General features: G+C 48.0%; 1 protein-coding gene. It reads right to left on the reverse strand.

The annotated features are described in order from the left end of the window. Positions 1 to 527 (reverse strand): hypothetical protein (locus AABA86_RS34200; protein ID WP_338309877.1); only part of this gene is annotated, 527 nt, incomplete at its 3' end. Positions 528 to 782: the final 255 nt, after the last annotated feature.

Consider the following 782-nt stretch of genomic DNA (forward strand, 5'->3'; position numbering starts at 1 on the left):
AGAGCCACCCTTCGAGCAAACCTTTGCTTGGCAGCCTCAATCCTCTGACTTCCCTCTGCATGCAGGAGCTGCATCATAATTGGAACTTGAGCCACTAGCCAAGTGCCCAGATTGTTCCACTCATCAGCCACACGTTCAGCATTCTCACTGAGGTCAGTCTGACCGTGCACATTGCGTAGCCTCAAGGAGGCTTCATGATAGAAAATATTGATGCACTCAGAGAGAGATGTGGGTCGGAGGGGAGTATAAGGAATTATGGAGAGGTTGGTTTCAGGAGAGGCTGGGTGATTGCTGCTATGAACTTCAGAGGCACCTTGTGGAGAACCAATGTTAATCATTTGAGTATTGGGTTCAGAGGTTCCAAGGTGAGGGTCTGAAGTTTCAACCAGAGGATGGGGTGATCTAACCGAGGATTGGTTAGACACTGATTGTTCGGGTTCAGGTTCTGGTTGAATAGGCTCTTGTTGGTCAGGGGCAGGGTGAGCTTGTTGAGCCAAAGGGTCTGCCTCTTGTAAAGGATTAGCCAAGATAGGTTCATCTGGGTCTACTAGACGTTCAGGTCTAGGGCCAGGATATCTCCTAGGGCTTGGACAAGTTAGGTAATATTCCTCTAAGGTAGACACCTTTTCTTTTCTAACCTCCATGAATTTTCTAATGGATTCAGAGTTATTGGAGGGAGAAGAATCAGCAACATTGGTTGGGAAGGATACAGGTGTAAAGGCTGTTGAAGAGTCTGTATCCGTGGTTCTGGCAGCAGGACGTTCTGATGCTCTGGGAACAGA

Origin of the sequence: Bradyrhizobium sp. TM233 (assembly GCF_036247965.1) — a bacterium.
Lineage (GTDB): Bacteria > Pseudomonadota > Alphaproteobacteria > Rhizobiales > Xanthobacteraceae > Bradyrhizobium > Bradyrhizobium ottawaense.